This window comes from uncultured Shewanella sp. (genome assembly GCF_947491715.1).
GTDB lineage: Bacteria > Pseudomonadota > Gammaproteobacteria > Enterobacterales > Shewanellaceae > Shewanella.
Genome location: NZ_CANLKR010000006.1, coordinates 113242 through 136273, shown reverse-complemented (window position 1 = coordinate 136273; position 23032 = coordinate 113242). Strand labels below are relative to the sequence as shown.

The 23032-nt window shown below is 40.0% G+C and carries 21 protein-coding genes; 10 read left to right on the top strand and 11 right to left on the bottom strand.

Annotated features, from left to right (window positions below; genetic code table 11):
- Nucleotides 1-9: 9 nt before the first annotated feature.
- Nucleotides 10-1551, bottom strand: a complete 1542-nt coding sequence (narH, locus tag Q0779_RS07410; protein WP_298771132.1) for a nitrate reductase subunit beta — start codon at nucleotides 1549-1551, stop codon at nucleotides 10-12.
- A gap of 4 nt (nucleotides 1552-1555) precedes the next feature.
- Nucleotides 1556-5332: a nitrate reductase subunit alpha gene (locus tag Q0779_RS07405; protein ID WP_298771129.1), complete on the bottom strand. Its 3777-nt coding sequence runs from the start codon at nucleotides 5330-5332 to the stop codon at nucleotides 1556-1558.
- A 238-nt stretch (nucleotides 5333-5570) separates the two neighbouring features.
- Here Q0779_RS07405 and Q0779_RS07400 point away from each other — a divergent pair, with 238 nt between their 5' ends.
- Nucleotides 5571-7466, top strand: a complete 1896-nt coding sequence (locus Q0779_RS07400) for a histidine kinase (protein WP_298771127.1) — start codon at nucleotides 5571-5573, stop codon at nucleotides 7464-7466.
- A 93-nt stretch (nucleotides 7467-7559) separates the two neighbouring features.
- Here Q0779_RS07400 and Q0779_RS07395 read toward each other — a convergent pair whose 3' ends face one another.
- Nucleotides 7560-8051, bottom strand: coding sequence for a DMT family transporter (locus Q0779_RS07395; RefSeq protein WP_298771125.1), 492 nt, complete (start codon nucleotides 8049-8051; stop codon nucleotides 7560-7562).
- Nucleotides 8052-8096: 45 nt separating this feature from the next.
- Complete coding sequence (locus Q0779_RS07390) at nucleotides 8097-8576, bottom strand: DMT family transporter (protein WP_298771123.1); 480 nt, start codon at nucleotides 8574-8576, stop codon at nucleotides 8097-8099.
- Between the two features lie 118 nt (nucleotides 8577-8694).
- On the opposite strand from Q0779_RS07390, the gene Q0779_RS07385 reads away from it, so the two are divergent.
- The 3 genes from Q0779_RS07385 to Q0779_RS07375 all read left to right on the top strand — a co-directional run bounded on the left by Q0779_RS07385 (nucleotide 8695) and on the right by Q0779_RS07375 (nucleotide 11878).
- Nucleotides 8695-9585, top strand: a complete 891-nt coding sequence (locus Q0779_RS07385; RefSeq protein WP_298771121.1) for a LysR family transcriptional regulator — start codon at nucleotides 8695-8697, stop codon at nucleotides 9583-9585.
- A gap of 490 nt (nucleotides 9586-10075) precedes the next feature.
- Nucleotides 10076-10564: a hypothetical protein gene (locus Q0779_RS07380; protein ID WP_298771119.1), complete on the top strand. Its 489-nt coding sequence runs from the start codon at nucleotides 10076-10078 to the stop codon at nucleotides 10562-10564.
- A 258-nt stretch (nucleotides 10565-10822) separates the two neighbouring features.
- Nucleotides 10823-11878 (top strand): hypothetical protein, encoded by a 1056-nt coding sequence (locus Q0779_RS07375; RefSeq protein ID WP_298771118.1) that lies wholly within the window; start codon nucleotides 10823-10825, stop codon nucleotides 11876-11878.
- 152 nt (nucleotides 11879-12030) lie between these two features.
- Here the strand turns inward: Q0779_RS07375 and Q0779_RS07370 are convergent, their stop codons facing one another.
- Complete coding sequence (locus tag Q0779_RS07370; protein WP_298771116.1) at nucleotides 12031-12318, bottom strand: hypothetical protein; 288 nt, start codon at nucleotides 12316-12318, stop codon at nucleotides 12031-12033.
- Between the two features lie 40 nt (nucleotides 12319-12358).
- Nucleotides 12359-12871 carry a hypothetical protein gene (locus tag Q0779_RS07365; protein WP_298771114.1) on the bottom strand — a complete coding sequence of 171 codons (513 nt, stop codon included), beginning with the start codon at nucleotides 12869-12871 and terminating at the stop codon, nucleotides 12359-12361.
- Between the two features lie 178 nt (nucleotides 12872-13049).
- On the opposite strand from Q0779_RS07365, the gene Q0779_RS07360 reads away from it, so the two are divergent.
- Complete coding sequence (locus Q0779_RS07360; protein WP_298771112.1) at nucleotides 13050-13565, top strand: hypothetical protein; 516 nt, start codon at nucleotides 13050-13052, stop codon at nucleotides 13563-13565.
- 33 nt (nucleotides 13566-13598) lie between these two features.
- A complete protein-coding gene (locus Q0779_RS07355) occupies nucleotides 13599-14747 on the top strand; it encodes an ABC transporter substrate-binding protein (protein ID WP_298771110.1) in 1149 nt (382 codons plus the stop codon).
- On the opposite strand, the gene Q0779_RS07350 is transcribed toward Q0779_RS07355, so the two are convergent.
- Nucleotides 14744-15175 carry a hypothetical protein gene (locus Q0779_RS07350; RefSeq protein ID WP_298771108.1) on the bottom strand — a complete coding sequence of 144 codons (432 nt, stop codon included), beginning with the start codon at nucleotides 15173-15175 and terminating at the stop codon, nucleotides 14744-14746. The genes Q0779_RS07355 and Q0779_RS07350 overlap by 4 nt on opposite strands.
- Before the next feature lie 142 nt (nucleotides 15176-15317).
- Here Q0779_RS07350 and Q0779_RS07345 point away from each other — a divergent pair, with 142 nt between their 5' ends.
- The 4 genes from Q0779_RS07345 (at nucleotide 15318) to Q0779_RS07330 (ending at nucleotide 18732) form a co-directional block, all read left to right on the top strand.
- A complete protein-coding gene (locus tag Q0779_RS07345) occupies nucleotides 15318-15872 on the top strand; it encodes a hypothetical protein (protein ID WP_298771106.1) in 555 nt (184 codons plus the stop codon).
- Between the two features lie 85 nt (nucleotides 15873-15957).
- Nucleotides 15958-16446: a hypothetical protein gene (locus Q0779_RS07340; RefSeq protein WP_298771104.1), complete on the top strand. Its 489-nt coding sequence runs from the start codon at nucleotides 15958-15960 to the stop codon at nucleotides 16444-16446.
- Nucleotides 16447-16524: 78 nt separating this feature from the next.
- Nucleotides 16525-16983, top strand: a complete 459-nt coding sequence (locus Q0779_RS07335; RefSeq protein ID WP_298771102.1) for a hypothetical protein — start codon at nucleotides 16525-16527, stop codon at nucleotides 16981-16983.
- A gap of 132 nt (nucleotides 16984-17115) precedes the next feature.
- Nucleotides 17116-18732, top strand: a complete 1617-nt coding sequence (locus tag Q0779_RS07330; protein WP_298771100.1) for a hypothetical protein — start codon at nucleotides 17116-17118, stop codon at nucleotides 18730-18732.
- Nucleotides 18733-18786: 54 nt separating this feature from the next.
- Here Q0779_RS07330 and Q0779_RS07325 read toward each other — a convergent pair whose 3' ends face one another.
- From Q0779_RS07325 to Q0779_RS07310, 4 genes are all read right to left on the bottom strand, one after another.
- A complete protein-coding gene (locus Q0779_RS07325; protein WP_298771098.1) occupies nucleotides 18787-19344 on the bottom strand; it encodes a hypothetical protein in 558 nt (185 codons plus the stop codon).
- Nucleotides 19345-19398: 54 nt separating this feature from the next.
- Nucleotides 19399-19881 carry a hypothetical protein gene (locus Q0779_RS07320; protein ID WP_298771096.1) on the bottom strand — a complete coding sequence of 161 codons (483 nt, stop codon included), beginning with the start codon at nucleotides 19879-19881 and terminating at the stop codon, nucleotides 19399-19401.
- A gap of 345 nt (nucleotides 19882-20226) precedes the next feature.
- A complete protein-coding gene (gene glmS, locus Q0779_RS07315) occupies nucleotides 20227-22056 on the bottom strand; it encodes a glutamine--fructose-6-phosphate transaminase (isomerizing) (protein WP_298771093.1) in 1830 nt (609 codons plus the stop codon).
- Nucleotides 22057-22142: 86 nt separating this feature from the next.
- A complete protein-coding gene (locus tag Q0779_RS07310; RefSeq protein WP_298771091.1) occupies nucleotides 22143-22916 on the bottom strand; it encodes a DeoR/GlpR family DNA-binding transcription regulator in 774 nt (257 codons plus the stop codon).
- Between the last annotated feature and the right edge of the window lie 116 nt (nucleotides 22917-23032).

The window sequence follows — 23032 nt, the reverse complement described above, 5'->3', positions numbered from 1 at the left end:
ATTGAACTCCTATTTCGATGCATCGATAAATTTAACAGGAATGACTTCGCGCTGTGTTTGGCTTTTGCCGCCAAACAAATTAACGCCTCCATCATTATCACTGCAGCCTTCACCAAAACTAAAACCGCACCCTGATTTCATATCAAAGGCATTGTCCGCATAACGAGTATGACTCGTTGGGATCACAAATCTGTCTTCATAATTGGCAATTGCCATAATGTGATACATTTCTTGTATTTGCTCAGGCGTTAAACCCACTTGTTCAAGTACCGCTAAGTCTTCAACTTGATCGACTTGCTCAGCGCGTTTATAAGCTCGCATCGCCAACATGCGCTCAAGAGCCGTGATCACGGGCTTTTCATCACCAGCGGTTAATAAATTCGCCAAATATTGCATTGGAATACGTAAAGATTTGAGATCGGGAATGGCGCCATTACTGCCAACATGACCCGCCGTTACTGCGGTTTGTACTGGGCTCAATGGCGGTACATACCACACCATAGGTAAGGTTCGATATTCAGGGTGTAAGGGTAAGGCCACCTTCCATTCCATAGCCATCTTATACACTGGCGAATTCACTGCAGCATCGAGCCATGCTTGAGGGATCCCCTCTTTCAATGCCGCAGCTTGTACCGCTTCATCATTGGGATCGAGGAAAATATCACATTGTGCCTGATACAAGTCTTGCTCATTTTGTACTGAGGCCGCTTCTTCGATACGATCGGCGTCATATAACATCACGCCTAAATATCGAATACGGCCCACACAAGTTTCACTGCACACCGTCGGCTCTCCCGCTTCAATACGGGGATAACAAAAAATGCATTTCTCTGACTTACCACTTTTCCAGTTGTAGTAAATTTTCTTATAAGGACACCCCGACACACACATGCGCCAGCCTCGGCATTTTTCTTGATCAATCAATACAATACCATCTTCATCGCGCTTATAAATGGCGCCACTGGGGCAACTGGCTACACAAGCTGGATTGAGGCAGTGTTCACACAAACGTGGAAGGTACATCATGAAGGTATTCTCAAATTCACTATACATCTGCGCTTGAACGTTTTCGAAGTTTTTGTCGGCTTTACGTGCACTAAATTCACTGCCTAGAATATCTTCCCAGTTTGGGCCCCAATCAATCTTCTCCATACGCTGGCCAGAAATTAATGAACGGGGACGCGCGACAGGCTGATGTTTACTCTTTCCCGCCTTATGCAAGTGCTGATAATCAAAATCAAAAGGCTCATAGTAATCATCAATTTCCGGTAAATCGGGATTGGCAAAAATATTCGCCAAAATACGATGTTTCCCCCCTTGTTTTGGTACTAACTTGCCATTTTTATTGCGAGTCCAACCCCCTTTCCATTTATCTTGATCTTCCCAGTGTTTGGGATAACCTATTCCGGGCTTTGTCTCAACATTATTAAACCAAGCATATTCAACACCCTCACGCGAAGTCCACACATTTTTACAGGTCACTGAACAAGTGTGGCAGCCTATGCATTTATCAAGATTCAGTACCATGCCTATTTGCGCTCTTACTTTCATCGCTCTACCCCTTAAACTCATTCAATTCTGCACCGGACTGTGTTTCTTCATCTAACCAGTCAATCTTGTTCATCTTACGTACAATGACAAACTCATCGCGATTACAACCCACGGTGCCATAGTAATTAAAACCATAAGACTGCTGAGCATAGCCGCCAATCATATGGGTGGGTTTCATTACCGCTCGAGTCACCGAGTTATGAATACCGCCGCGAGTTTGGGTGGTTTCGGCGCCTGGAATATTGACGATTCGCTCTTGAGCGTGATACATCATGCTCATGCCTTCTGGCACCCGTTGAGAGACCACGGCTCTTGCCACAATGGCGCCATTCACATTGAAGATTTCAATCCAATCGTTATCGACAATGCCCGCCACTTTTGCATCCACCTCAGATAGCCAGACTATGGGTCCTCCACGTGACAGTGTGAGCATTAATAAATTGTCTGAATAAGTACTGTGGATCCCCCACTTCTGATGGGGTGTTAACCAGTTAAGGGCTATTTCTTTATTGCCATTAGGCTTCTTATTCATCAAAGGTTGAACGGTTTTGGTATTGATCGGTGGCTTGTAACAACACATGTTCTCACCAAAGTCTCGCATCCATTCATGATCTTGATAAAATTGCTGCCGCCCGGTGATTGTCCGCCAAGGAATAAGCTCATGGACATTGGTGTAACCTGCGTTATAAGACACATGCTCATCTTCCAATCCTGACCAAATAGGCGATGAAATGATTTTTCTCGGCTGCGCTTGAATATCACGAAAACGAATTTTTTCATCGGCTTTCGGTTTCGCTAAATGAGTGTGATCTCGCCCAGTTATTTCGCCCAGCGCTTGCCACGCCTTTACCGCCACTTGACCGTTAGTTTCTGGCGCAAGAGATAAAATGACTTCTGCCGCATCGATAGCCGATTCTATTTTAGGCCGCCCCGCGTTAGCCCCCTTGTGATGACATTGGTTCAATTGCCCAAGAAAGTTCACCTCATCTTGAGTGTGCCAATTAATGCCTTTTCCCCCATTGCCTAAACTATCCAATAACGGCCCCAATGCCGTAAAGCGAGCATAGGTATTAGGATAATCGCGCACCACCTCGACAAAATTGGGCGCAGTCTTGCCTGGAATAAGATCGCATTCTCCCTTCCACCAAGCTTTAACGCCTAATGGCTGCGCCATTTCAGCAGGGGTGTCATGTAAAATGGGCACTGTCACTAAATCTTTTTCTTTGCCTAAGTGACCCGAGGTTAGTGCTGAAAATTGTTTGGCAATGCCTTTAAAAATCTCCCAGTCCGAGCGAGACTCCCATGCAGGATCCACAGCTTGGGATAAGGGATGAATGAAGGGGTGCATATCGGAGGTATTGATATCGTCTTTTTCATACCAAGTGGCCGTCGGTAAGACGATGTCAGAATATAAGCAAGTGGTCGACATTCTAAAATCGAGAGTGACCACTAAATCGAGCTTTCCTTCTGCAGCTTGTGATTCAAATTTTACATCTTGAGGTTTATCATCACCCGACTCACCTAAATCTTTCCCCATTATCCCGTGCTTAGTGCCCAGCAAATGCCGCAACATATACTCATGGCCTTTACCGGATGCACCAAATAAATTAGAGCGCCAAATAAACATGTTACGCGGAAAGTTTTGTGGATTGTCCGGCTCTTCGGCAGCAAATTTAATCTCACCGGATTTTAATTTATCGACAGTGTAATCTTTGATCGACATACCAGCCGCATCGGCTCGTTGACTTAAGGTCAATGGATTAACATTCAATTGCGGCGCCGAAGGTAGCCAACCCATTTTCTCTGCACGCACATTAAAATCGATAATAGATCCGGACCATTTATCTTTATTGGCTAACGGCGAGATGACCTCTTGCATGGTCAGTTTTTCATAACGCCACTGACTCGAATGATTATAAAAAAATGAGGTGCCATTCATGTGCCTAGGTGGGCGCTGCCAATCGAGTCCAAAAGCCAAAGGTTGCCAACCGGTTTGTGGTCTAAGTTTTTCTTGTCCCACATAATGCGCCCAACCGCCACCTGATTGCCCGATGCAACCACACATCATCAGCAGATTAATCAAGCCGCGATAGCTCATATCCATGTGATACCAATGATTCAATCCTGCACCCACAATGATCATCGATCGACCTTGAGTCTTATGGGCATTATCGGCAAACTCTCTCGCCACTTGGATCACATCTTGGGGGCGACAACCAGTAATTTTTTCTTGCCAAGCGGGGGTATAAGGCAAATTTTGTTCATAGTCGCTGGCACAATTATCACAACCATAACCATTATCGACACCATAATTGGCCAAGGTTAAATCATACACTGTGGTCACTAATGCCTGAGTACCATCGGCCAACTGAATGCGTTTAACTGGCACTTTTCGATAGATAATATCGCTGTGCTCTGTATGGCTGAAATAATCATGTTCATGGGCATTGGCCTCAGTAGCAAAATAAGGAAATGCCACATTGGTAATATCATCATGATTGTCTTTTAAACTCAGTCGTAGCTTAACCTCTTCTCCCGAGCTGCCATCTCTTTGCTCTATATTCCATTTACCTCGAGCCTCTTTATTCTCTCCCCAACGATATCCTATGGCGCCATTGGGAGACACCAACTCACCACTCACTTCATCAAGGGCAATGGTTTTCCATTCGGGGTTATTATCTTGTCCTAAGTTATTCGATAAGTCTGAAGCACGCAAAAAACGTCCTTGAATTAGTCGCCCCTCCTCTTCATCGAGCATGACCAACATAGGAAAGTCGCTGGTGGTTCGCACATAATGATTGAAGTATTCACTCTTACCCGTCTTATGATATTCATTTAATACCACATGCCCGAATGCCATTGCTAAAGCCGCATCCGTTCCTTGCTTGGGCGATAACCAGATGTCGGTAAGCTTTGACAGCTCTGAATAATCAGAACAAATGGAGATAACTTTTGTGCCCTTATAGCGTACTTCCGTTAAAAAATGTGCATCCGGCGTGCGAGTTTGCGGCACGTTAGAGCCCCAGGCGAGGATATAGTTGGAGTTATACCAATCGGCAGATTCAGGCACATCGGTTTGCTCCCCCCACACCTGAGGAGAGGCTGGTGGTAAATCACAATACCAGTCATAAAAACTTAGGCAATGACCACCAATTAAAGATAAATAACGAGAACCTGCGGCATAAGACACCATGGACATTGCAGGAATAGGAGAAAAACCCACAATACGATCGGGGCCATATTGCTTGGCGGTATGCACATTGGACGCAGCAATTATCTCATTAACCTCTTGCCAATCCGCTCTGACAAATCCACCTAAACCACGCTGCTGCTTATAAGATTTAGCTTTAATATCATCTTCAACGATTGACGCCCATGCTTCAACAGGATCGGGAAAGTTGACTTTAGCATCACGCCATAACTTTATGAGATTTTTACGGACTTTAGGATACTTTAATCGATTAGCACTATAGAGATACCAAGAGTAAGAAGCACCTCGCGGACAGCCCCGTGGCTCATGATTAGGTAAGTCAGGACGCGTTCTTGGGTAGTCTGTTTGCTGGGTCTCCCAAGTCACTAATCCATCTTTGACATAAATCTTCCAACTGCATGATCCCGTGCAATTGACACCATGAGTCGAGCGCACAATTTTATCATGCTGCCAACGACGACGATATCCATCTTCCCAAACACGATCTTCATCTGTTGTGACCCCATGTTCTCCTGAAAAACCTTCCGACTTTGCCTTAAAGAAGCGTAGCCTGTTTAAAAGTCGACTCATCTCACTCTCCCATAGATGCTAATACCCATCATCTTAGGAAAGAAATACGATAAGGCTTTGACTCAGATCAAGTTTTGAAAATCAATTCTTTGTCACTATTCATTAACTACCACCATAGAGGTATATGCAATGATGCTGAAGCTAAGACCTTATCGAGCTCTGGCCGATAACGCTTCATCAGGATGACATTCCTTACTTTTTATGGGTAAGCAAAGCAAGAATGCTTTAAGGCAAACAAATGCTAAAACAATTGTTCCATTCCATCGTCTTTCAAATTGGCAGTCTTATTCTACTCATAAGCGTTGTCTCTATTGTCAGTATGCTCAGCTCTGTGCTCATCAGTGAGCTTGCCGACCAAGATGCTTTTGTGATTAATAATGCAGGATCATTGCGCTATGAAAGTTATCAACTTTTGGCACATTTAACCTTACTTCCCCACACTCAAACTCATTTACATGCCAAACAACAAACTGCCATATTGAAGGAGATTGAAGATTTTAATTTTAAAATCAATGGATTAACAAAAAAAACATCCTCAACGGTTACCACCTCTTTAGCAAAGCTGAGTATCAGTGGAACATTGAGATCCGTTCATCTCATATGGTCTTCAGATTTATCCCCAAAATTAGCCTTTCTCGCCTCTCATCCTGAACAACTCAATGAAGATACACTGGTATCATTAAATCAAAAAATTGAAGAGTTCGTTAACCAACTCAACACCTTAGTTAGCCTCTATCAAAAAGGTGCTGAAGATAGAATTTTAATGATCCGCATGATCCTGAGCTTATCTTTATTGATCACCATTACGCTGGCTTCATTCATCTTGTATCAGTTACATCAAAAAATTGAAAAACCTTTATCAGAACTCACTCAAAATGCTAGAAAAATAATGAGTGGTAACTACACCAGTAGAACACGCATACAACAAAATGATGAGCTTGGTTTATTATCAGATACCATGAATAATATGTCTGAGGCACTCTCAAACTCTTATGGCCTACTTGAGCAAAGAGTCAAAGAAAAAACCTTTGAATCTCGCCAAAGCAATGACTCTTTGGCGCTACTGTATCAAACCTCACAACTCATTAACCAATCAGGTTCGAGCCTTAATTTAAAGCCTATTATCAATCAGTTATCAATAATCACCAATAAAAAAGATATCGATTTATGCTTAACAACTGAGCAAAGTAATGTCCCTTATGAACATATCATTACGACCAATAAACCCCTTCCCAAAAACTGCCGTGAGCAAGAATGTACTCATTGCTTAAATACGCTTCAACAAAACACTACCGAACCTCAAGTTGTTCGCTATGCCATCCAAAAAGATAATATTAGTTACGGGGTATTAATTTGCCATGTAACCCAAGGTACCTCACTTGAATCTTGGGAAGATCAATTGTTTTCTTCCATTTCGACATTAATTGCCAATGGGCTCCATATTCGCCAACAACATGAACAAAATCGCAGAATCGCATTATTAAAAGAGCGTAATACGATTGCGAGAGAATTACATGATTCCCTTGCACAAGCGCTATCATACTTAAAAATGCAAGTCGCTCGATTACAGAAACTTCGCCAGCGTCAGGCCAGTAATACCCAAATTGAAGATGTAGAACTCGAACTTAAAAATGGGCTCAACAATGCTTATAAACAACTTCGAGAATTGCTGACAACTTTCAGGTTAAAAATTGATGAAGAAGGGTTATATCAAACCTTCATTAATACCGTTGAGCAGCTCAATGAAAGAGCAAAGGGTCGAATGGTGTTTCATTTAAATTATCACATTCAAAACCTTCCCCTAACGCCAAATGAAGAGATCCACCTTTTACAAATAGCACGTGAGGCGACACAGAATGCACTGAATCACTCACAAGCTACCGAAGTACAAGTCAATGTTTTTTGTGATGAGAAAAAACAGATCCATTTATGTATCAATGACAATGGTATTGGCTTGCCTGATCATACAGCCAAATTAAACCATTATGGTCTTGCTATCATGATGGAACGTAGTCAGCATTTAAAGGGTCAATTTCATATCCAAAATAACAAAATAGACGGGGTTAATGTCGAACTTCAATTTTTACCTAACTTCGCTCAACGCCCCCAATCGAATATTGCCGAAAGCGCCTAACTAACCTGAACTCTGGATAAGCAGCACAAAATTAAGCTGTTGACTTTAAATGAAGTATTGAGATTATCTGACACTCATTATCCCGAGTTTAGGTTAACTAGACTTAAGATGATTTAGACCTGCGGCCTTCTTGATGGGCTTTGACCTTGACTGCAAAAAGAAAATCCCAATAGCAATTAATAGCACTCCAAACATTTTGAACAATAGCGTATTTGTTTCAAGGGACGCATCATCTAAAAATATCCCTGATATCATTTGCCCACTAATCACCAATAATGCAGTATTTACCGCGCCAATACGCGATAAAATAAAACTGTTTAACGCCACATAAAGTGCGCCAATAACCCCGCCTAAGTATAAATACCAAGGTACCGACAACATGAGTGAGACAGAGCTTAATTGAAAAAAACCATAAAAAACCCATAAAAAAATCAAAATTAAGGTCAATATTAAAAAGCCCACTAAGTGATTATAAACCGATGCTTTTAGTGGCCCCACATGCAGACTGAGCTGCCCATTAAGCACTCGACTGAAACTTATCACCACACCATTTAATAACGCAATAACAATATATAAGGACATCATTTATTCTCTTTTAAGTATTGTTTATTTCCAAGTCACTTTGAATCATCACGAAAAGATAATAATAAAACTCCCTCCAAGTACAGGAAGAACTTTCAATAAATCAGCGGTAACAAAAGGTTTTTTCTGGCTACCAAAGAGCCCCAAATGATCCGATACTATGCCAAAAATAATCTGTCCAATAAGCGCACTGGTTAACGTACCACTGAGCCCAATGTCACTATTAACCGTTATCCCTGCTAACACCACTGTCAGCGCACCAGGAAGACCACCAAGATAAATCCAATAAGGCAAATCAGTCGTTTTTGTCCGCCTTGTTTCTTTCAAACAATATTGCTTATACCCCTTAAAAAAAAGAGTGCCAATTATCACTAGACACATCGCCACTAACGCACCTACACCATGGGCAATCCAAGACGCTTGTATCGGTGAATTAACTAATGCCAACCCACTATTAATATCGATCATTAATGCTAATAATCCCCCCGCGAAAAGGGCCATTAACTTATCTGATACTTGTTTTAACACCGTTTTTATTCCCACACTAAAATGTAGGTACACTTTAAATTGTTTTCATTTACTTTATAATCGCCCAAAATAGAAAAATATTTATGAATAAAACTCAACAATAAAAATATCAATCTCTATGAATACTTTCGCTGCCATACCTGTTTTTGTTACCGTTGTAGAAATGGGCAGCTTTTCAAAAGCCGCCAAAAGGCTTGGGAGTTCAAAATCCGCTGTGAGTAAACGGATCACTCAATTAGAAACATCATTAGGTATTCGATTATTACACCGAACCACTCGCCGCTTGAGTCTCACACAAGCAGGGCAAACTTATTATGACGGCGTCAGTGAAGCCCTCGCGCTTGCCAATGATGCTAAAGATGCCGTCACTCAACAACAAACTCAGCCAAAAGGACACTTACGAATTAATGCCCCTATGGCCTTTGGCCGACTTCACCTTGCCCCTTTAATTCCCCAATTCTTAAAAGATAATCCTCTCATATCCATTGAAATGATCATGGATGATAAAGTGCTCGACATGGTTGAGCATCAGTTTGATCTTGCTATACGAATAGGAAAGTTACCCGATTCTAGCCTCATTGCAAAAAAATTGGCCCCTTGTTACAGCATCTTGTGCGCCTCGCCGCAATACCTTGAACAACATGGTGTTCCAAATACTCCTAAGGCACTTCTGCAACATAATTGTTTGTTTTATTCTTATTTTCAGGCGGGTAGTGAGTGGCAATTTCAAGGAGAAGGAGAAAAAGTTTCCATTCAACCAAAAGGAAACTATCAAGTGAATAATAGTGAAGCGTTATATCAAGCTTTACTTGCAGGAACAGGCATTTGCCAAATGCCCTTGTTTATCGTTGAGCAAGCGCTTAAAACGGGGCAATTAGTCCCACTATTAACTGAATACTCTCTTCCTAAACATGGGATTTACGCCGTTTACTCAACCCGTCGGCATATTCCAAGTAAGGTCAGTACCTTTATCAACTTCATGGAACAACATCTTCAGGATTTAACCTAGAACTTGTAGCGCTTTGGTGATAATTTTTGCAGCAGCGGTTTTAAGTGGCATATACCCGTAACTGAGGGATCACCACCAAAGGCACCCAAGCCTTGCTAACGGCACAAGCCAAGCTGTTGTATCAAAGCCTGATAGACACTGAGGTTGAGTGAAGTAAAAGCCACTAAAAAGTGAGGTGGGGCCCTCTTGTAAAATAAGATTGCCCCACCCACTACTCAAAGCTACATTAACCCAATTAAAGTACACTGGGGGAGCCTGCCCCACTTTCCCCATACCTCATCACACCAAGGCTAGAAAAGATTAAAGGCTAGTGATTAATATTTCTGACTATGACTTCAAAAATTAACCAAAAAACGTTATCCTAATTTCACTATTAATCAATTGAATTGTATTAGGATATTTTAATGAAAGGGAATTTTTTCACCGTTAGAAATGCTAAACTCACTAGGGCAGTCTGCCCCACTTATCACTCAATTATGCTATGAAAACAATGCGTTTTATTCATCTTTTACTGATCTTATGTTTATCATCTCTAACCTATGCTGCTGATAATTTTGACTTTAGTGGTAAAAGTACCTTTCCTGAATTAAGAGATGCTTATCTTAATCTAAATAAACGATATGGTTATTGCATGGATCAAAGGAAAAGACCATTAAAACCGATTAAAAATGCCTGGCTTACTTCTCTAAGTAAAAAAGACAAAGGAGTTGTTTTAATGAAATTAAATGACATTGCTTTTAATCGATGCGTTAAAACTGAAACAACAAAGTTTAACGATGCTTTAGTTGAATACACTATAGAAACTCAAAACTTTGAAGCCATTGAAACTTGGGTCTCATTAAATAAGCCTTTTAAACCAGAAGAATCTCAGGCTGCACTAAAAAAACTCGATCAAAATGAAATAGAAAAGCTTAGCCATTACCCAGAACTCTATGCCCCTTTTAGCCCTATAGAAGCGGTAAAAATGATAACAAAATAATAAAGCCAATAATGAATTTGAACTCTAAACACTGAAACAGTCTTCCCCACTTTCAATACACCAGTCATTCATGTTTGATCAAAAATCATGTCGCCAATAAAACTCTCTCTGCCGATAACAAAAGCGCCCCAAGCCACTTGAACTATATTCAATCTACATAAGCTAACACTATAACGTAGTTGTCCAATACCGCATGTTATCGGCAACTAAAAACAGCCTATAACAACGATTAAAATCCAAATTAAAAAGGATTGAAATATGTATGCACCATTACAGAAAAAAGAGAATAAAAGTCGAGGCGTTGCTAATTCTATGCCTAAGAATAAAAGTGTTGCAAAGCAAGGTGTTAGGTTTATAGATAATCGACCAAAAATACAAATAGAGAGTGATCTGAAGCAGTTGGCCTCACAGCGAGAGAATCTACACTCATTTAGACTAAGTGGCAAAAAAAACAAATTGGGTAACAATGTTAACACTACTTTCAATATAAACTCAGGGACCAAGCTCATAAGGCCAGATAGCATAACATTTAAATTTCACCCAGAGGGTCTAGTACAATGCAAAAATAAGATGCTAGCTAGCTATCTCAAAGGATTGAAATATTTTGAGGATAGGAACTACATGGTTTTTAAGGGGGAATCGGAAATAGATCATGTAGGATGGAAAGCTCATATCGGAGCTGCAAAAAATGAAGGGCTGGATATTGCTAAGGCTGTATCTTTCCTGCGAGATCAAAAAATCGGACACAAATTTGATATAAGTGATAATGATGCTGGAGCAGTAAATAAGTTTTTGACAGTATACCCACCAGCTGATGAAGCTGATTGGGAAATGGTAATACATCAATTAGAAACAATAATGAAAAAATTTGATGGAACAGAGATTGACGGAGATATGCGTGTGAAATCAAGCCGTGCGAGACAAGACGAGAATGTTGATGACTATGGACAGGTTTACATGAGACATGGTCAAAACACCATGCTAAAAGAGGATAATGTGGGAGGCATAATCGAAAAAAGTGGCAAGCAATGGGGGTATGATGTGTATAAATCAAGTGAAGAAGAGGTCATTAAATTCGACAAACCTTTATTAGGCACAGATGGAATACTTTTTTTCCCTAAAACGGATACGCAGCCACAAAGTCTCAACCCCAATACAGTTTATATGGCCATTTTGTACGGAGGTAAAATAGTACCAGACAGGAGGGAAACACCTAATCCGGCAGAGGCCGAACTTCCTCCAGGTGTAAATGAGTATGGTAAAAATCTAAGGCCCGGTGAATATTGGGAAGGATTTAACTTCAATCCGACATAAGAGAAAATCGAGACACAGAATTACGAACACTACCCTAAAAATCATTAAAACGCTTTTAGCCCAACAGTAAAAGAAACCAAACATCCCATCCGGGCCCCACTTTTAAAATAAGCGGGCCCCACTTATCTCTTTACCTTCACTGCCCACCACTATCATCTTGTCGCTCTATTTCTTCGCTTGGCTTTACGATAAGCGTTCCTCGGCATGGGGGCATCGTTGCCTGCCAAAATAGTGACTTTCTCATGATGCACGAAACCTTGATCAATCAAGCGCTGTAATGATTCACGTAATGCAGGCCTTGATGATGCGTTGGTGGCCACTAATAAGTCGCGAATGCTTTTAGTCTTACCATCATCGAGTGCGGCCATAATCTTTTCCATGAGCGGGCCAAATCGGCTATTGATGCTGTTATTGTTGTTTTTATTCGCATGAATACTCACTACCGTTTTTCCTTATGAGCTTTTTATTATGAACTTTTCCTTATGAGCTTTTCTGACAAGGGAATCCGTGAGTCTTTATGAACTCGGCACTAGCATTGATATGTTCTTTTAGTTTCTCAATGTAGTCAGCTCTGAACTGTATAGCGGCTTCAAGCGCAGTATTGTAAGAGCCGTATTTTGTTGCTGAAAACTTTTTTGAAACACTCTTTTTATCATTACAATGCTTCTTGTATATCACTTGCAACCCAGCAATATTTCCAGCCCTGTCGTTAAATCTTGATATTCCAACGGGCAGATCTATTTGATTTTTTTTCGCCGTTATATCGGTAAATATTCTCACTCTCTTTTGTTTGTTGTAGGGGTCTAACCCCACAATTCGACAAAGCCTATCCCTTTCTATTATCGCTTCATTTAATCTTGAATGATGAAAATTCACCTGTTCGCAATGAGGAACCCTAACCATGATCGTGTTTTTTGCTTTAACCATAAACTTCATACTCACAAGCCACTCCCTGTAAACTGGTTTATTTAATGCACACACCCACTTACTCAAAACAAAACGCCTCTAGTCTCGCCGCTTCTACCCCACTGGGCTGGCAATCATAGAGGTACCGCTCTTTAAGGTTATTTATAGCAAAAAACAAGCAATTTAAAACGATTTTATTATACTCATATTAGGCTAAAGTTAAATAAGCTAAGAAGATCATATTATCAATAAAGGGGGAAGTATTTTGTCCTTAAAAAACGTCTTGTTAATGTCATTATTTTTAATGATTGGCCCATTCTCTTATGCGATAGCAGCAGAAACAGCAACCGCCTTATCTCATTCGACAAAAGCCTCTTCCCATGAACAGAAACAATGGTTATTTGTACTCGGTGCAGATAAAGGGCGAATAATAAAAACAAAAAACAAAGGTATTTATGAGCTTTCCTTGACCGATATTGATAAAGGTGTCATAGCCATAACTCCCCCCCTCTTTCGAGACAGTAAAATTGTCACCTCGACTCAGTTTTTAAAGGATTTTGATCACATTTTTTCTAAGAGAAAACCCAATGCGGTATTAACATATTCAGGTTTATTAACAGGAAAAAAAAGCCCCCCCATAACCATAGTCATACAAAGTGTTACTGTCATTCCAGACTTTAAAGTACTCTTGTCCCTTCATCCTTTATCCCCCAATACAGAAATTCCAAAGCGAGATATTCGCGAAGTTAAACTGTTTATTGATACAGCCCAATCCCTCTGAAACCGATTAAATAAAAAATGAGAAAAAAATAATATGAGACAAAAAACATTCACCCTATTTCTCACACTTTTTTTTCTCTTTTATCAAACAAGCAGTTTGTCTTCCGTTAAAGAAACCCTCTATATTGGCTCACTTTATAGTCAAAATGGTGCCTTATCTCAATTGGGGATCCCAGCACTGAAAGGGGCACAATTAGCCATTGAAGACATTAATGCTCAAGGTGGTATATCAGGACACCCAGTAAAATTGAAAGTCTTTAATACTCAATCATCTACCAATGTCACCGCAAAACTGAGTCAACAGCTAGCCAAAATGACCAATATAGACATCATCACCGGACTCGTTGATGATAACCTCTTACAAGCTGCGATGCCAAGTGTGGTTAACAATCATAAGTTGTTCATTACGGCAGGGGCGACTGCGGGTAAACTCGCTAAACAATACCCTGAAAATTTAATCCTCGCTTGCTATACCGATGCCATGCAAGGAAAAGCGGCTGCAAAATTTACAGTGCAGACCTTACATGCTAAAAAAATCATAGTGATTGAAAACACACAAATGCAATACGCCCTGAATGCTAGCGATACCTTTATTAAAGAGCTTCAACTCTTAAAAGGTCAAGTTATCTCCAAAGTCAGTTTCTCTCCTGATACGCTCAACATGGATAAGCTAATCACTCAAATCCTTCCAGTAAAGAAGAATGCAGAGGCTATTTATTTTGCCTCTGGCGTCCCAAAATCACTAGACATTATTCATAACTTAAGACAACACGGATTTGATGAGCCTATTATCAGCGCAGACGGTTTTGACTCTGACACTTTGGTTAATGGCAATACACCATTAAGCGATGTGTTTTTTACCACACACGCTTTTCTATCACCAGATGGTACATCAGCTCCGACTCAAACTTTTATTAAACATTACCAAAATAAATATAACACCCGCCCTAAAAATGCTTTTACCGCCCTGGGATACGATGCCACCATGCTAGCAGCTGAATTATTAGCGCAATCCAAGGGCGATAAGCAGCGACAACTCATACAATTCCTCCCCACTCTTCGCCCACATACTGGCGCAAGCGGCGACATCAGCTTTCACAATAGTAATATTCCCAATAAGAATATTTATATTATTCAAATCAATAAAAATCAAAGAAAATTAGCAAGTATTGTGACGTTCTAATAATCTGACTGTCCTGACAACATTTTCCAAGCTCGATGATATTGTTGAAGACGACTCAGATCATTATCTGTAATAGCGTTTAATCTCAAAATATTCATATTATCTTCTAAATCTGCCCGTTTCACTTTTACGGCAAGTGTATTACTTAAAACTTTGTTAAGGTAATCATCATACTTTTCACCTAATTGTTTAGTTAAACAGGCTATAGCCTGTACAGCGTGATCCGGTACCCCCAATTTCATGAGCTCGCTTGCCGTCAATGTTGAATCCTCTAGTACATCGTGCAACACCGCGACAACTTTTTCTTCATCGGTTTCCATTTTTTCCATCAAACGAAGGGGATGCAAAATATAAGGCTTGCCCGCTTTATCTACTTGGCCTCTATGACTTTTCAATGCTATATCTATGGCTAATTCTATGACATTCATGTCATTTCCTTAAAAGGAGCTCTGTAAACAATCTAGGGTTATTCTATTTTACAGGCTAAAATAAAGTTAACAGTGGATCGACACCAATTTAAACATGTTCATTAGATAGATTTGAACGACAGGTATATATAAAGGAGTAAGTATGTTTTTTCTAAACAAACTCATAGCCGTTAACCTGATTTACACTAGCATTATAAGTGTAGGAATAGTGAGTTTGCCTTATGCCTATGCAGCAGATACAGACGCTCCAAAAACAGAAACAAGCATGCCACAGAAACCTGATAGGCTTCCAGTAAAAAAAACACTCATTGAAGGGCCATCGATTGAAGGCCAATATCATTGCACTAATATGCAAGGCGGACATTTAAGAAAACTTAAAATTATTGAAGATGAGAAAATATCTCCAACAGAGGAAGGATTTTACAGTTTTACTTTATACCTGACAGCAGGGAACAAACGCGTATACAGTAATTCCACAGGTTATATGATTTTTGACACTAAGCGCCAAACAGCTTCTGGTTATATGAGGAATCAAGTTGACAGTCAAATTGAAGGCGTAGGTGTGCTATATTTCAAACTATCGAGTCAAAACCAAGTCACATTTGAAGCCTATTTTATTGATAGATCAGAAAACCGAGTCGGTTCAAATTTATGTACAAAACAAAAAGACAACCATATTCATCAGCAAATTAAGTAATTATTTTTAAATACAATAGTTTGCTCTTTACTCTCCGCTTTAAAGTAGGTTATGTTGATAAAAAACGGTCTCCAAGGGAAGTAAAATGAGATTTTTAAGTCAATATTATTCAATTGCTACTATCTTCACTCTACTGGTGCTGCACTGCACAAGTGTTAATGCAGTAGAAATCAAAAATATTATCGCTGGCCAGTATGTTTGCCAAGGCGCTAAAGTAAAAATAAAAAGAAAGCTCACCCTCATTGAGAATCCCCAACATATTGACGACAACAAACGTTTTTATACCTACAATATCTACTTTTCAGGTAATGCCGACAACCTCCTTAATGATGGGAAAAAGGTGTTTAGTAACGCCATTGGTTACATGATTGTTGATACACAAAAACTCACAGGCATTGGTTATTTAGAAAATCAAATAGATAGCCGCATTAGAGGTGCTGGTCTGGTTGAATTTAACATCTTTGAAAACAAGCCCGTTAAGTTTAGTGCTTATTTTATTAATAAATTTACAGATTCAATGGGTCAAGCTTATTGTGAAAAACTCACCACTCCTGATAATAAAAAAGCACAATAAACTTATTTTACACAATGAATATCGCACACTAAACTCACTATTAGATCTCTTATCGTTATCACATTGTGAGTCAGTCCTATGGGCAACAAAGTACGAAAAAATCAAAAATGCTTTCCATCGACACTATTCTTCTCTGTCATTTTGATATTATCCACTTTTCTACCTACAGCTAATGCTGCAACCCATAAGGTTCCACTTACCATCATTGAGGGGGATTACCTATGCCAAAACCTACTGAGAGGCTATAGCCCTCAATTGAGTATTAATCTCACACCTACCGTCACCCCTTATGAAGACCGCTTTTATATTTTTCAACTACTCTTTTCTGGAACCCCGAAATCCATGGGAAACTTAACAAAAGGATATATGCTATACGATGTTCAAACACATACCGCCATTAGCCATCTAGACAACAGAAAAAATCCTGGATTAACATATTTCACCTTTTCAAATGAAGAAGAGATCAGCTTTATCACTTACTTTCTTGAACCTGGTCTCAACAAAGTGGGGGAATATCAATGTACAAAAGCCAATTAACTTTCACAATTTAAAATTGAATCAAAGCAATATATAGCTAAATCAATATAAAAGGATAAAAATTAACGATAACATCATAATAGATTCACACAACTCACCTACATTCCTCCACACTATTACCGGAGGGACGCCATGAAAACCAACATCAAAAGTCAATTATTGCTTCTAGCACTAACAGGATGTATTGTTAGCTGTGACTCAAATACCCGCAACACTAGCACTCATCATTCTCAAAATCTGCCAACATTAGCCGAAATAGAGCAAAAAACAGGGCGCTGGATCTATGGGGATATGCATATCCATTCAACGGCATCTGATGGCCATAACTTAGTGACCACAGTGCTCAACAGAGGCTTTAATGATTTTGGTTCAAGCTTTTTAATCAATACCGATCACAGTGGTTTTAAAGCTTATAAGCTTAATGACTCTTTATTTCGAATCACACTAACAGATGAGGAGATTATTAATCTTAAAGATGACATTGAACCTCATAGCCATGACTACGCAAAACAAGTTTACCCTAATGACAAGGCCCTCACTGATCGGGGCGCTATCATCAATACTCAATACACGCACATTGAAAAATACCGAGGCACTTTACTTAAAGGTCAATACTTATTTCAAGGAATGGAATGGACTATACCTTATACCAACGAACACGCTACCTTGTTAATTTTGGATAATGGTAATCAAGAAGCCTTAATTGATTTCCATAATCGATATGCTAAAGGTAACGCATTCGACAACGAAAAGACATTAGAATACAGCTTACAGGCTGTCACAGAACTAGAAAATAATTTTAGTGAACAAGCATTTTATATCTTTAATCACCCATCACGTAAGCATAAAGTCACCATTGAAGATATTCGTCACTTTCACAATGCAGCCCCCCATACCTTTATTGGCATGGAAGGCGCACCAGGGCATCAACGCGATGTCGATGCTAGAGGGAAATATGCACAAAATGCCCCTATTACATTAACTGATTATAATGATTACGGGGTTGCCTACCACGGCCGCACCTATGGTGGATTTGATTATATGACAGCAAGACTAGGCGGTGTTTGGGATGCACTTTTAAGTGAAGGCAGACAATTTTCAATTTTAAGCAGTAGTGATTTCCACAGTCTATATAATGATTTTTGGCCCAACGAATATGCTAAAACCCACTACTTTTTAGAAGAAGAAAGTGAAACAGGGATTATTTCCGCCATTAAAGGGGGTAATAGCTTTGTTGTACACGGCGATCTCATTTCAAGTCTGGATTTTAATGTCAGCACTTCTGATATGACAGCCACAATGGGAGAGCAACTCAATATTACGAAAAATCAAGAAATAACAGTGACAATCAACACGACAATACCCGCATTTAATAACCGCAAAGATGCACCAGATTTAGCCTTTATTGATGTTATTGCAGGAACAACCAGCACATTGAAAAACATGCATGATAGTGACTTTAATAAACCTTTTGCTGATAACACCTACGTCATAAAAAGCTTCGCCAGAGGAGATGACAATTGGATTAATAATAACGGAGAAATATTCCTGTCTTTTACTTTTACAGCCCCTGAAACAGGTATGTATCTCAGGTTGCGTGGGAGTAATCATCCAAAAGGCACTCCGGGGTTTGTTGATAAACAAGGTAACCCCATTGTCGATACCGCCAAAACAGGCTTCACCAATACAGAAGAGATGGCTTGGAGCGATCTTTGGTTCTATTCAAACCCAATATATTTACCCCAATAAAGCATACTTTTAAACTCAAAGGTTTATAAATAAAGAGGGTTTGTTCAACTCTCTTTATTTGACCCCAACTGACTTACACACACTAAAAAGGTTTTGCTCTAAAGTTACAAATGCTACTTTTTCTTCATGGCTGGACACAACATCTAACTCACACAACATTGGTCCTTTTATATATTTAATATCAAAACCTCCTCCTTCTTTCACCACAACTTTAGTTCTCGATTTTTCAACAAAGTTCAACTCATATTTGTCATTATTCTTTAGTGTTATGACGATTGATATCTTACAATTTGCATTACCTTTATACTTAAATAATATCATCCCAATTTCTTTATTGGCAGGTACAATAACATAACCATTCTCATCCACAGCAGTAGCATCCACTTGACCAATATTAGTCATGCATCCTTCATTATCTAACTCCCCGATACTTAGAACCTTCCCTGAAGCTCCGCCAGTTAGGGTATAGCTTGTACCAAGGCCCTCCATTTTAATCAATGCCGTATCTTCAAATTGAGGTGCTTTATATGAAGTAGCACAGCCAGATATTATAGAAACAACAACAAGTAAAGTAATTTTCTTTAACATAGTAATAACCTGCAAATAAGGCATTATAAATGCCTTAGTGTTAAATAAAAAATAGTTTGGTTTATATGAAAAAAGCATCTAATTAATTTTTAAGTAAGTGTATGTATCACCACCTGACAGGCTTTGATATTTTAATTTATTATTGGATATTTCAATGATATCGTAAGAATCATAATGATACGCGTCACTTGGATCTGAAGAATATAATTGATCATCTGCAATCCAACCACGGTGAATAGTAAAATAAACTCCCCCCGAAACACCCCAAAAACCAAATTCTTTTTGGATTGTCGTTAACACGCCACTAGAGTTGAATATTTTAATTTCAATAATATACTGACCATCTTCAAACCTATTAATTATGGCTTCCCTAGACCCCCCACCTTTTGTTGACTGCTTTGATAACCATTTACCTATAAACCCAATTCTTACTGCAACCTTATCTTCACTAAGGCTCGGCTTTACTACTGCGATTTCATCATGTTCTGCTTTTAAGACCTGAGAACAACTCGCTAAAGAAAATAACACAAAAATCGACAACAACCCAATCAACTTACTCAAAATTACAACCTAAAACCAATAAAAGCCCAAAAAAAAACATAATACACAAAGTTAAGTAACTTCATAGTCTATTTTTAGAATATTATATGTGAAGCATTCAACTCATTAAAATAACAGCTAAGCTAATGGTTAATTTATCTTATCAAAATCATAGACTTTACATATATCAACTGAAAATAAAACAGAAAAACACGTCATCCATTAACCGCTCAGCAGAGAATTCAGCACAATCATATTTTGATAAAGTCAGATTAAAACTACACAAACTAAAAAAGGGAACCGTTTCCAGTTCCCTTTTGAATGTAAAACTTATAAAGGTTCATTTAACTCATTTAAATGAACTCCCTACTCCACTGTCACCGACTTGGCCAAGTTTCTTGGCTGATCCACATCAGTCCCTTTAATAAGTGCCACATGATACGACAATAACTGCAAAGGAATGGTGTAAATCAGCGGTGCCATAAATTCATCACAATGCGGCACAGGAATGACTTTCATGGTGTCATCGGACTCAAATTCAGCGTCGACATCGGCGAACACATACATTAAGCCACCACGAGCACGCACTTCTTCCACATTCGATTTAAGCTTTTCTAATAGTTCATTATTTGGCGCTACAACAATCACAGGCATATCCGCATCAATCAATGCTAACGGACCATGTTTAAGCTCACCAGACGCATACGCCTCGGCGTGAATATACGAAATTTCTTTCAGCTTTAACGCCCCTTCCATCGCGATAGGATATTGATCGCCACGGCCTAAAAATAACGCATGATGTTTATCGGCAAAATCTTCAGCAAGCGCCGCAATGGCATCATCAAGCCCTAGCGCTTGCTCCACTTTTGCAGGCATAGAGAGCAAACTTTGGGTGATCTGAGTTTGCATTGTCTCGCTCATGCCATTATGGCGACCAATGGCTGCGGTAAGCATTAATAAGCCTGCTAATTGCACCGTAAAGGCTTTCGTTGATGCAACGCCAATTTCAGCGCCCGCTTTCATCATATAAGCCATGTCGGATTCGCGTACTAATGACGACCCTGGCGCATTACAAATGGTCAAACTGGCTTTATAACCCATCTCTTTTGCGAGACGCAGCGCCGCTAAGGTATCGGCGGTTTCACCGGATTGAGAGATGGTGATCAACAAGCTATTAGGGAACAAGTGCGACTTGCGATATCTAAACTCGGAGGCAATTTCGACATTACAAGAAACCCCAGCCCAATCTTCTAACCAGTAACGCGCCGCCATGCCTGCATGATAGCTGGTGCCACACGCAATAATTTGTACGTGCTTAATGTCTTTTAGAAAATCAGCCGCATTTTCACCAAAGGCACTATCCAATACTTGACCTGCGGCAATACGGCCTTCTAAAGTATGTGCAATCGCTCGTGGCTGCTCATAAATTTCTTTAAGCATATAATGGCGATATTCACCTTTATCACCCGCATCATGGGTCACTTCAGACTCTTTGATTTCACGCTCAACAGGTTTACCGTTAACATCGAAAATCATCACTTCGCGGCGAGTCACTTCTGCCACATCACCTTCTTCTAAAAAAGCGAATGAACGCGTTACCGGTAATAGTGCAAGTTGATCGGAGGCGACAAAGTTCTCACCGAGACCGAAACCTATCACCAATGGACTGCCCGAACGAGCAACGACCATACGACTGGCATCGCGTCTATCGATGACCACAGTGCCATAGGCACCCTCTAATTGCTTAACACTGGCTTGAACGGCTTGTAGCAAGGTCTCATGGGTTTTCAGTTCATGATTCACTAAATGACAAATCACTTCAGTGTCAGTATCTGAAGTAAATTCATAACCTTCACTTTTAAGCATATCGCGCAGCTTATTGTGGTTTTCGATAATGCCATTATGTACGACGGCAATATTGCCTTCGCTTTTATGAGGATGCGCATTACGCTCACTCGGCTCTCCATGGGTTGCCCAGCGAGTATGGGCAATACCTGTCCCACCCGCTAGAGGCTCATTATCTAATGCCGCGGTGAGCTCTTGCACTTTCCCCACGCGACGAGTGCGCTTCAACTCTCCTTCATATAGCACTGCCACACCCGCAGAATCATAACCACGATATTCTAGGCGTTTTAATCCTTCTACTAAAATTTCAGCCACATCCCTTTGCGCTACCGCGCCAACAATTCCACACATAATTTTTTCCTAGCTTTTTTAAGCTTTATTAAATTGAACAAGGGTCAAGGCAAACCAGCCTTAATCCCAAGGAGTATTTTATTAATTTATTCTGAAAGATAAGGTGCTAAAAGCACTTTAACTCCCTGCTGAGTTATCGTCTCGACAACCTCAGGGGCAATGCGATCATCAGTCACTAGAACATCGATACTGTCCCAAGATAATTCTGTATTTGGGATCCTACGGCCCAATTTTTCAGACTCCAACATCACAATCACTTCACGAGAAACTTCCGCCATGACTTGGCTCAACCCCGTTAATTCATTAAAGGTGGTCGTTCCTCGCTCAAGGCTAATGCCATCGGCACCAATAAAAAGTTGGTCAAAGTTATAAGAGCGCAATACCTGCTCGGCCACTTGCCCTTGAAAAGACTCTGAATGAGGATCCCAAGTGCCACCGGTCATTAATAACGTGGGCTCATTTTCTAATTCTCGAATCGCATTCGCGAGCTGCAACGAATTTGTCATCACCAGCAAACCACGCTTATCATTCAATAACGAAATCAACCCTGCAGTGGTACTGCCACTGTCAATCAAAATGCGGTTATGATCTTGAATGAGCTTGGCACTGGTTTTCGCTATCGATAATTTATTGGCAGACAGTTTTGCCGTAAAAGGCGAAGATACTTCATTGGGTACCGCCACCGCGCCGCCATAACGCCTCAGTAATAGACCGCTTTTTTCTAACGTGGCTAAATCTTTGCGAATAGTCACCTCAGAGGTATCAAAACAAGCGGATAATGCCTCAACACTCACCTCACCTTGCTCATTCAGTAAGCTAATAATGCTGTGTCGTCGCTGTTGAGTATTACGCTTATTCATCGTACAAATCCATTAACCTTTATCACTAAAAGTTTCAATTAAGTTTCGATTCGAAAGATATTTTATCATCAAACGAAACTTAAATGCCAGCATAACGGTTCATTTTTTACTCAAAG

Bases quoted from the DNA above. Each gene is read 5' to 3' on its own strand.
- narH (WP_298771132.1), bottom strand. From the start codon at position 1,551: ATGAAAGTAAGAGCGCAAATAGGCATGGTACTGAATCTTGATAAATGC.
- Q0779_RS07405 (WP_298771129.1), bottom strand. From the start codon at position 5,332: ATGAGTCGACTTTTAAACAGGCTACGCTTCTTTAAGGCAAAGTCGGAA.
- Q0779_RS07400 (WP_298771127.1), top strand. From the start codon at position 5,571: ATGCTAAAACAATTGTTCCATTCCATCGTCTTTCAAATTGGCAGTCTT.
- Q0779_RS07395 (WP_298771125.1), bottom strand. From the start codon at position 8,051: ATGATGTCCTTATATATTGTTATTGCGTTATTAAATGGTGTGGTGATA.
- Q0779_RS07385 (WP_298771121.1), top strand. From the start codon at position 8,695: ATGAATACTTTCGCTGCCATACCTGTTTTTGTTACCGTTGTAGAAATG.
- Q0779_RS07380 (WP_298771119.1), top strand. From the start codon at position 10,076: ATGCGTTTTATTCATCTTTTACTGATCTTATGTTTATCATCTCTAACC.
- Q0779_RS07375 (WP_298771118.1), top strand. From the start codon at position 10,823: ATGTATGCACCATTACAGAAAAAAGAGAATAAAAGTCGAGGCGTTGCT.
- Q0779_RS07355 (WP_298771110.1), top strand. From the start codon at position 13,599: ATGAGACAAAAAACATTCACCCTATTTCTCACACTTTTTTTTCTCTTT.
- Q0779_RS07350 (WP_298771108.1), bottom strand. From the start codon at position 15,175: ATGAATGTCATAGAATTAGCCATAGATATAGCATTGAAAAGTCATAGA.
- Q0779_RS07345 (WP_298771106.1), top strand. From the start codon at position 15,318: ATGTTTTTTCTAAACAAACTCATAGCCGTTAACCTGATTTACACTAGC.
- Q0779_RS07340 (WP_298771104.1), top strand. From the start codon at position 15,958: ATGAGATTTTTAAGTCAATATTATTCAATTGCTACTATCTTCACTCTA.
- Q0779_RS07335 (WP_298771102.1), top strand. From the start codon at position 16,525: ATGGGCAACAAAGTACGAAAAAATCAAAAATGCTTTCCATCGACACTA.
- Q0779_RS07330 (WP_298771100.1), top strand. From the start codon at position 17,116: ATGAAAACCAACATCAAAAGTCAATTATTGCTTCTAGCACTAACAGGA.
- Q0779_RS07325 (WP_298771098.1), bottom strand. From the start codon at position 19,344: ATGCCTTATTTGCAGGTTATTACTATGTTAAAGAAAATTACTTTACTT.
- glmS (WP_298771093.1), bottom strand. From the start codon at position 22,056: ATGTGTGGAATTGTTGGCGCGGTAGCGCAAAGGGATGTGGCTGAAATT.
- Q0779_RS07310 (WP_298771091.1), bottom strand. From the start codon at position 22,916: ATGAATAAGCGTAATACTCAACAGCGACGACACAGCATTATTAGCTTA.